The sequence below is a fragment of the Amycolatopsis sp. NPDC051106 genome, assembly GCF_040682775.1.
In the GTDB taxonomy this organism is placed as follows: Bacteria; Actinomycetota; Actinomycetes; order Mycobacteriales; family Pseudonocardiaceae; genus Amycolatopsis.
The window spans coordinates 1-7579 of sequence record NZ_JBFBBQ010000175.1 but is presented as its reverse complement, the minus strand read 5'-3'; the positions used below and the strand labels follow the sequence as shown (position 1 = coordinate 7579).

Genomic DNA, 7579 nt, shown 5'->3' with positions numbered 1-7579 from the left:
GGCGCTGCTGGCACGACCACCAGCCCTACAACCCCGACCTACACGGCCAGCTCAACACCCTCCGCCGACAGGCCGCTTGACATAGGGCTCTCAGTCCGCCAGAGGAGCGAGCGGCCGCGGCGCGTTCCCGGCGGTGTCGTCACCAAGCCCATCCGCTTGGTCACCGGGTACTTCCGCGGCCACTCGCTCCGGCTTCGGGAGGCGGGTCAGCGCGACCCCGCCGAGGACGACCACCATGCCCGCGATCACCCGCAGGTTCAGCTGCTCGCCCAGGAACACCGCGCCCAGCAGCACCGAGACCACCGGCAGCAGGTAGCCGACCACCGACGCCGCGACCGCGCCCTCGCTCGCCAGGAGCTGGTAGTTCAGCGCGAACGCGAAGCCCGTCGAGCCGATGCCCAGCACCAACACCGCCAGGAGCGGACCAAGAGAAACGTGCACCGGCGTGAATCCGCCCGCCGGCAGCACCAGCACCAGCATTCCGCTGGCCAGCAGCATCTGCCCGGCCGAGATCGCGTACGGCGAAGACGTCGAAGACGACAGGTACTTGCCCTCGTAGACGAACGCGAAGCCGTAGCTCGCCGCCGCCGCGAGGCACGCCAGCGCGCCCCAGCTCAGCAGCCCCGAGGCCTGCCACGGCGCGAAGATCAGCAGGATCCCGCCGAGCCCGACCAGGAGCCCCGCCAGCCGCGTGCCGGTCATCCGGGACGACGTCCCCATCAGCGGCGCCGCCAGCAGCACCCACAGCGGCGTCGTCGAGTTCAGCACCCCGGTGATGCCCGAGTCGACGGTCGTCTCGCCGATCGCGAACAGCAGGAACGGCAACGCGTTGTGGAAGAACGCCGCGACGGCCAGGTGCCCCCACACCCGCCGGTCGCGCGGCAGGCGCGCCCGCTGCAACCGGCACAGCACCAGCAGCATCACCGCGCCGAGCACGAGCCGCGCCAGTACCAGCTGCACCGGCGAAAACATCCCCAGCCCCAGCTTGATCCAGAAGAAGCTCGAGCCCCACATCAACGCCAGCGCGCCGATCCGCAGCAGGGTCTTCGTCTCGCCCACCCCAGGTCCTCCTTCTCCGATCTTGGGTCAGCTTCGTACGGGAAAGACGTAAGGACAAGCGAAATTAACTGCAGGAACCGTTAAGCCCAGCTGTACGATCGAGGGCATGCTCGACGTCCGCCGCATGCAGGTCCTCCGCGCCGTGATCACCAGCGGGTCGATCACCGCCGCGGCCCGCAACCTCGGCTACACGCCGTCCGCGATCAGCCAGCAGCTGTCGGCGCTGGAACGCGAAGCCGGCACCGCACTGCTCGAACGCGTCGGACGCGGCGTCCGGCCGACGCCGGCGGGCGCCCTGCTGTCCGAGCACGCCGAGACGCTGAGCACCGAGCTCGCGAAGGCCGAAGCGGCGTTGACCGAGCTCAAGGAGGGCCGCATCGGCCGCGTCACCATCCGCTACTTCGCGACGGCCGGGGCGTCCCTGGTCCCGCCCGCCATCGCCGCGGTCCGCCGCGAGCATCCCGGCGTCCGCCTGGACCTCAAGCTGGTCGAGCCGGACGACCCGATGATGGACGTCGAGGCGGGCAACGCCGACGTCGCGATCACCGTCTTCCCGCGCCGCACCCCGCCTGCCAAGGGCGTCGAGCTCGTTCACCTGCTCGACGACCCGTACCGGGCGGTGCTGCCGAAGACCCACCCGCTGGCCCGCAAGCGCGTGCTCGACCTGACGGATTTCGCCGAGGAACCCTGGGTCGGCGTCGACGGCCTGCCCGGCATCTGCCGCGACATCCTGGACAGCGCCTGCGCGTCCGCCGGGTTCGCGCCCAACGTCGTGGTCGAGTCCGAGGACTACCAGACGGCGCAGGGGTTCGTCGCCGCCGGCATCGGCGTCGGCCTCATCCCGGAGCTCGGGCTCGGCGCGCAGCACCCCGGCGTCGTCGTCCGCAAGATCCGCAACCCGGAACCGTTCCGCGCGATCCACGCCGCGGTCGCGTCCCGGGCGTGGGGCCACCCGGCCGTCCGCACGCTGCTCGAAGCCATGCGCGCGGCGACCGCCAAGGTCGCCTAGACGAAGAACAGCTCCGAGACGAGGATGCCGACCAGCACCGCCGCGAGGATCGCGGCCACGGTGATCAGCGTCTTCTTCGACACCGGCAGGGTCCACGTCTGGGCCTGCGGCTGCGGTCCCGGCGCGGGCGGCGGCGCGTACTGCGTCGGCGGCGCGACCGGCTGCATCCGCTGCGTCTCCTCCGCCGGGGAGAAGCCGGGCGCGGCGACCGGGAGCTGCTGCTGGAACTGCGGTCCCGAGGGCGGCATCGGCGGCCCCGCGGGCGCCAGCCCCGGGTTGAAGGGCGGCGGCGGGGGCGGCGGCATCCCGGGCGCGGTCGGCGGGATGAACGCCGTCTCGCGGCCTTCGGTGATCGCGCTCAGCGACCGGACCGTGTCCGCCATCGTCGGCCGCGTCGTCGGGTCGGACCGCAGCATCTTGCGCAGCGCCGCGGTCAGCACCCCCGCGTTCTGCGCCGGCCGCTCGGACGACTGCCCGTCCTCCCCGAACGGCGGCACGCCCTCGACGGACGTGTACAGCGTCGCGCCCAGCGAGAAGACGTCCGCGGCCGGCGTCGGCGGCAGCCCGCGCGCGACCTCGGGCGCCACGTACGCCGCGTGGGGCCCGCCGCCGCTGATGCCGATGTCGGTGAGCTTCACACCGCCGTCGTCGGCCAGCAGCACCGTGCCCGGCTCGAGCGTGCGGTGCACGAACCCGGCCGCGTGGATCGCGGTCAGCGCGTTGCCGAGCTGGATCCCCAGCTGCGCCGCCTGATCAGGGGTGAGCCGGCCGTGCTCCGCGAGGAACGTCGCCATGCTGCGCGACGGGATGTACTCCATCACCAGCCAGACGTCCTGGCCGTCGGGGAGCACGTCGAACACCTTGATCGCGCTGGGGTGCTCGATCCGGGCCGCGTCCTTGCCCTCCTGCATCGCGCCCGCGCGCGCCTGCTCGGCGCGGTCGCCGGCGCCGACGGGCAGGTACATCCGCTTCATCGCGACGGTGCGGAAGAGCCGCGTGTCGAACGCCAGCCACACGATTCCCGCGCGGCCGCGGCCGATCGGCTGGTCCAGCCGGAACCGGCCGCCGACGATGGTGCCTTCAGAGCTCAACACAAACCTCGGGAGATCAGGTACCGGCGCCGGTCGGAGACGTCGGCGTGATGGGCGTTGTCGGCGTCGTTTCGTCGGGTGTGGTTTCAGGCGTAGTCGTCTTGGGCGTCGTCTTGGGCGTCGTGGTCCGCTCCGGCTCGGTCTGCCGCGAAGTGGTGCGCTTCGACGAGGTCGTCTCCTGCACCGGCGGCGGCACGTCCGCCGTCTCGGTCGGCTGCTCCTCCGTCGTCGACGGCAGGGACGAAGACGACGCGGCGGGCGTCGGCTTGTTGCTCGAAATCGGCGCCGCCGGGGATTCCGGGTTGTTCGGGCTCAGTAGCCAGACGGCCAGCGCGACCAGGCCCACGACCACGATGCCGCCGATGATCGCCGGGCGCTTCCAGGCGCCGGGCTTGTCGTCGTCATCGTCGACCGGGCTGGTCTGCGGGCGCCGCGGCGGGGGCGGCGGGGCCGGCTCGTCGTCGTAATCGTCGTAGTCGTCCGCGTACGGGCCCTGGTCGTGCGGGGGCACCGGCACCGCGCGGGTGGCGGCCAAGCCGGGCGGCACGCCGCCGACGTAGTGCTGGTCGTCCTCGGGATGGCGCTGGTACCCGTCGTAGTCGTCTTCCGGGTAGCCGGTGCCCTCCGGGTAGTCGTCCTCGTCGTAGTACGGCACGGCCTGCGTCGGGGCCTGGCCGTCGAGCAGGCTGCCCGAGTGACCGGCGGGGATCTCGTCGAACATCTGGGTCGCGTTCGGGTCCGCGACGGCCGCCGCGCCCAGGACGCCCGCGGACGGCGCCATCATGGTCTCGTCCGCCGGCCCGCCGAGCGGCAGCTCACCGCGGGCGACGGCCGCCAGCAGCTCTTCGCACTCCTCGGCGGTCGGCCGGTGCTCGATGTCCGGGTGGAGCAGCACGGCCAGCACGCTGGCCAGCGGGCCGGACTGGCGCGGCGGGTTGATCTGCCCGGCCGCGACCGCGTGCAGCAGGCTCAGCGTGTTCTCCGACAGCCCGAACGGCGGCTGGCCCTCGCACGCCGCGTAAAGCGTGGAGCCGAGGGAGAACACGTCGGACTCCGGACCGGGATCACCCCCGATGGCGACTTCGGGGGCCAGGTAGGCGGGGGTGCCGGCGATCATCCCGGTCTTGGTGACCGTGACGTCGTCCTTGGCGCGGGAGATGCCGAAGTCGGTGATCTTCACGACGCCGTTGGCGCCGAGCAGGATGTTGCCCGGCTTGATGTCGCGGTGGACGATGCCGACCGCGTGCGCCTCGCGCAGCGCCGCGGCGACCTGGGCGCCGATGCGCGCCACCTCGGTCGGCGGCAGCGTGCGGCGTTCCTGCAGCACGGAGGCCAGGCTGGTGGAGTTGAGGTACTCCATGATCAGGCACGGCTGCCCGTTGTCGTCGGTGACGACGTCGAAGACGGAGATCGCGTTCGGGTGGTGCAGGCGGGCGGCGATCCGGCCCTCGCGCATCGTCCGCTGCCGCGCGTCCTCGGCGTCGTGCTCGTCCAGGTGCGAATGGAGCAGGAGCTGCTTGATGGCCACGGTGCGGCCCAGGACTTCGTCGTGCGCCTGCCAGACGGCCCCCATCGCGCCCGTGCCGATCCGGCCGACGATGCGGTATCGATCGGCGACCAGGCGACCCTCGTCGCTCACGCGACCTCCCTTTGGGCTCCGACTTCACCAGGGCGTGAGGATCGGTGCCTGGTGACGCGGCCACGCGCACGCCGCTTCGCTGGAGCGTATGCACATGTCGTGGGCTGTGTGCCGACTCTCCCGAGACCGGCCCGTGACAAGGCTAGGCGCTCACTCTGCGCACACGAATCCGGTACGGGCACTTGAACCACGGGTGAAGGGGTGATCGCCCAGGGCTACATGTACTGGGCCGAGACGAGCTCGGCTTCGGTGATCAACCCGCCCGTGTCGGCGACCCGGAACAGCTGGGTCACGCGCACCATGGCGCCGTCCGGCCGGTGGAGCGTCGCGACCGCGAGGATCGAGCCGTCCGGCTTGATCTGCGTGTCGGCCTCCTGGACGTCGATGGCGTCCATCGAGCTCCAGGTGCGGACCAGCTCGCCGGCCGTGCCGTCGGCCAGCGACGGGCTCAGCAGCGCGAGCGCGCCCGTCGAGTCCCGCGCGATGGCCGCGTAGAAGTCCTTGACGGCCTGGATCTTCCGGCTCGCGCTGCGCGCGTCGGCGGCGGTGTCCGGCACCGGGTCCGCGGTGGCCGGCGTGGCCTGGCTCCGCGGGGTGCCACTGGTCGACTCGTCGGCGGACGGCGCGCCACCGGAGTGCGTGCCCGGCGGGGGCGCGGGGTGCTGCTCGGGTGCGCCGCCCCCGGCCTGGTGCTGCGGGACGGCGAGGCCGCCGAGCTCCGCGGCACCGGTGAAACCGGCGGGCGTGGACTGACCACCTTCGGACACCGCTCGGTGCGCGCTGGTCAGCATCGGCGCGGCGACCACCGCACCCGCGACGAGCGCGCCGGCGGCGACGAGCCCGGCCAGCTTGGCGCGGCGGACGAACCTGCTCTCCGGCTCGTCGGCGTCTTCGTCCCGCGCCGGCTCGCGGACGGGTTCCGGGCGCGGCGGCAGGAACCTCTGCGGGTCACGGAAGACCTGCTCGAGATAGTCCCGGTCGGCATCGCCGACGCCGTCGAGAATCTCGGCCGGGATCACGTCCTCGACGCGGACGGCGTTGGGTACCTCACGCCGTGTGCGCTGCCGATCAAGCACGAAAGTCCTCGCTCTGGGGTTCCGGGGACGGTCGCTCGGCCGTTCGCCGGGCTTCCGCTGGTCCGGATGGCCGGCTCGTGGCCGGTTCCGGATCCGCTGTCGTCAGGTAACCCTGTGCGGACGAGCACCACCAGGCTCTGTCGCCGGAATGCCGTCGCGATACGACGAGCGGCAGCTTATGTCACCCACCCGGACCAGGGGTAACCGCTCGGCGCACCGCACGTGCATCGGAACGGGCGAACCGCACGTGCAAGGTCGGTTACTGACCGTCAGCCGCGATCTTGTCGCCGTCCCCGAACGTCAGCGTGCGCTCCTCGATCGTCTTGGTCCCGTCGGTGTGGGTGATTTCGACGGTGTTCACCGTGACGCCGCGCTGCTGGTCGATGCTGACCTTGCGGACCTCGAAGTACGCGACGTCCGCGTACCGTTCGGCGAGGGCCTGCGGGCCCTGGTCGTGGAGTTCGCCGGTGGTCACCGACGACGCCGCGGCGGGGTCGGTGGTGACGGTGTTGAAGAACTTTTCCGAGTTGTCCCCCATGGTCTGGGCGTCCGGCGGGAAGGAGTACCACCAGGGCGGCTTGACCGGGTTTTCGCGCTGGGCGGGGGTGACCGGGGGCTTTTGCGGGCGCGCGCTCGGCGCGGTCGTGCCGGCCGTCTCCGAGTCGGTGGTGCCGCCGGTGCGCGGCGGCTGGGGGACGCCGTCGACGGGGCCCGCGCCGCCGCCGCTGCTGGTCCGCCCGGCCGGCTGGTCCGGCGCGGGAGTGCTGTCGTCCGGGCCCGGCGCGGAACCGCCCTGCCGGGACGGCGGTTCGGTCTCGCCGGTCGGGTCGATGACGGTCGGCGCGCCCTGGTAGCCCGGCCACGCGCCCTGCACGGCCTGGTCCATCGTGGGCTTCCCGACCAGGTAGGACCCGGCGAAGAGCAGCCCGACGACCACGGCGCCGGACGCGCCGGTGGCGAACCAGGCCGCCTTCTTCCACGTCTTGGGCGGGGTCACGGACGCGGGCACCGACCCGATGGTGAAACCCCCGACGCCGAGCCCGTCGATCGGCGGCGCCGCGTAGATGCGGACGTCGTCGTCCTCCGGCTCCGCGCCGCGCGGCTGCGGGGCGGCCAGCGAGACGCGGGTGCGGCGGGCGGCGAGGTCGGCGCGGGACTCGGGGCGCGGCGGCGAGGTCGTCTCGACGTCGTCGGCCACGGGGAGGCTGCCGTGCGAAGGGGGGAACAGCGGGGGCGCGGGCCGCCGGTCGCGGGGCTGGGGCAGCAACGGCTGCGGGAGCGTGCCGGACATCGGCTGGGGGAGCGGGAGGGACCCGGACACGGGCGGGTCGACCGGCGCCGGGCCGGCCGCGTGGCGCCGCCCGGCGCGGTTCTCGGGCAGCGGGGGTGTCCAGCCGTCCGTGGTGCCGAGCCGGTGCCGCCCGGGATGCGCGGGCGCACTGCCGCGTCCGTGGAACTCCGTGCCGTGGGTCATGTCGGCTCGACCACCCGGCGGCTCCGCCGTGACGCCGTCCGGCGGCAGGAGAACCCGATCGGAGCACCCTCACGAGCGGCTTCGCGTTCCGAATCCTGCGCAGATGCACGCGCATGCGAGACTGGGCGCGCGGGGCCGATGCCCCCCCCCGCCAGCCCGGGGTGGCCCCGCCCCGACGCAACTGGCCTCACCGCGTGAACCCCAGGTTCATACCGGGTTGTAATTGTCCCC

The 7579-nt window shown here is 72.9% G+C and carries 6 protein-coding genes; 1 reads left to right on the top strand and 5 read right to left on the bottom strand.

Going from position 1 to position 7579, the window contains the following annotated elements:
* Positions 1–90: 90 nt before the first annotated feature.
* A complete protein-coding gene (locus tag AB0M83_RS47960) occupies positions 91–1059 on the bottom strand; it encodes a DMT family transporter (RefSeq protein WP_364529336.1) in 969 nt (322 codons plus the stop codon).
* A gap of 106 nt (positions 1060–1165) precedes the next feature.
* On the opposite strand from AB0M83_RS47960, the gene AB0M83_RS47955 reads away from it, so the two are divergent.
* Positions 1166–2068, top strand: a complete 903-nt coding sequence (locus tag AB0M83_RS47955) for a LysR family transcriptional regulator (RefSeq protein WP_364529333.1) — start codon at positions 1166–1168, stop codon at positions 2066–2068.
* On the opposite strand, the gene AB0M83_RS47950 is transcribed toward AB0M83_RS47955, so the two are convergent.
* From AB0M83_RS47950 to AB0M83_RS47935, 4 genes are all read right to left on the bottom strand, one after another.
* Complete coding sequence (locus AB0M83_RS47950; protein WP_364529330.1) at positions 2065–3159, bottom strand: serine/threonine-protein kinase; 1095 nt, start codon at positions 3157–3159, stop codon at positions 2065–2067. The two genes, AB0M83_RS47955 and AB0M83_RS47950, sit on opposite strands and share 4 nt — an antisense overlap.
* Before the next feature lie 16 nt (positions 3160–3175).
* Positions 3176–4798, bottom strand: a complete 1623-nt coding sequence (locus AB0M83_RS47945; protein WP_364529327.1) for a serine/threonine-protein kinase — start codon at positions 4796–4798, stop codon at positions 3176–3178.
* A 215-nt stretch (positions 4799–5013) separates the two neighbouring features.
* The gene (locus AB0M83_RS47940) at positions 5014–5874 is read right to left on the bottom strand and encodes a hypothetical protein (protein ID WP_364529324.1); all 861 of its coding nucleotides are present in this window, start codon (positions 5872–5874) and stop codon (positions 5014–5016) included.
* A 259-nt stretch (positions 5875–6133) separates the two neighbouring features.
* Positions 6134–7348 carry a hypothetical protein gene (locus tag AB0M83_RS47935; protein ID WP_364529321.1) on the bottom strand — a complete coding sequence of 405 codons (1215 nt, stop codon included), beginning with the start codon at positions 7346–7348 and terminating at the stop codon, positions 6134–6136.
* Positions 7349–7579: the final 231 nt, after the last annotated feature.

Bases quoted from the DNA above. Each gene is read 5' to 3' on its own strand.
- AB0M83_RS47955 (WP_364529333.1), top strand. From the start codon at position 1,166: ATGCTCGACGTCCGCCGCATGCAGGTCCTCCGCGCCGTGATCACCAGC.
- AB0M83_RS47935 (WP_364529321.1), bottom strand. From the start codon at position 7,348: ATGACCCACGGCACGGAGTTCCACGGACGCGGCAGTGCGCCCGCGCAT.